Source organism: Vibrio sp. Vb1574 (assembly GCF_033338675.1).
In genome coordinates this window covers 1-1,074 of record NZ_JAWOTC010000426.1, presented here as the reverse complement: position 1 = coordinate 1,074, position 1,074 = coordinate 1, and the positions used below count along the sequence as shown (strand labels likewise).

Genomic DNA, 1,074 nt, shown 5'->3' with positions numbered 1-1,074 from the left:
TGGCCTGAGGGTACAACACTTTCTAAAGAGCAGCGAGATTCGTGTATGCAAGCTGTGATGTTGTATCAATCAAAACACAATACCGAGGCGCAACATATGACGGTTGCGGCTGGTGGTGAAATCAGTTTTAAGTCTAAACAGGAACTGAAAAAACAGTTCAATACCGATGAAAGTGACATTGTTCGTGTAAACCCGAATCTCGATTGATTCTGTCACTTCATGCCAAAGTAAAAAGCCCAATCAATATTGGGCTTTTTTTATATTCGAAGCATTGTTAGAGATTCGAAGAAGCGCTTACAGGCTCATTTCGCCACGCAGTACTTCCTGCATTTTCTCTTTTACTTCTTCGTAAGACAGTTTTTGGCTCAATAAGAAGTGCAGTTTTGCGAGCGCCGCTTCTGGCGTCATATCGTAACCGCTAATTACGCCTGCATCTGCCAACGCACAGCCTGTCGCATAACCGCCCATGTTGACTTTACCAGCCAAACATTGTGTCAGGTTGACCACAATAACACCACGCTCAGAGGCTTCTTTAAGATGGCCTAGTAGTTCTGGGTTTTGCGGAGCGTTACCCACACCAAAGGTAAGCAAAATCATTGCATTCACTGGCTGAAGCAAGGTATTGCGGATAACTTCATGCGAAATACCCGGATACATTGTGATCACACCGATTGGTTGAGGAGTAATGTTGTGAACTTTGAATTCACCTTCAGGTTGCGCGTTCACCTTGATGCTGTTGCTAATCTGAATGTTGATGCCCGCTTCCAACAGTGGCGGCAAGTTTGGTGACGTAAATGCATTAAAGCCGTCAGCATGAGATTTTGTGCTGCGGTTGCCACGCATCAACTGATTGTTGAAGAATAAGGTGACTTCGTTGATTGGGTAGTTTGCTGCGATGTGCAGAGCATTTAGTAAGTTTGCTTGACCATCAGAGCGTAGTTCAGCCAAAGGAATTTGAGAACCAGTAACGATAACTGGCTTACCCAGGTTTTCTAGCATGAAAGACAAAGCCGACGCGGTGTAAGCCATCGTGTCAGTTCCGTGCAGAATAACGAAACCATCGTACTTGTCGTA

The 1,074-nt window shown here is 44.9% G+C and carries 2 protein-coding genes; one reads left to right on the top strand and one right to left on the bottom strand.

All coding sequences use genetic code 11. The annotated features are described in order from the left end of the window. The coding region (locus R7O12_RS26630; protein WP_318110860.1) for a YeaC family protein at positions 1–207 on the top strand (207 nt) is incomplete at its 5' end. An 87-nt stretch (positions 208–294) separates the two neighbouring features. On the opposite strand, the gene ansA is transcribed toward R7O12_RS26630, so the two are convergent. Continuing rightward, positions 295–1,074: asparaginase (ansA, locus tag R7O12_RS26625; RefSeq protein WP_318127077.1), on the bottom strand; the 780-nt coding region annotated here is incomplete at its 5' end.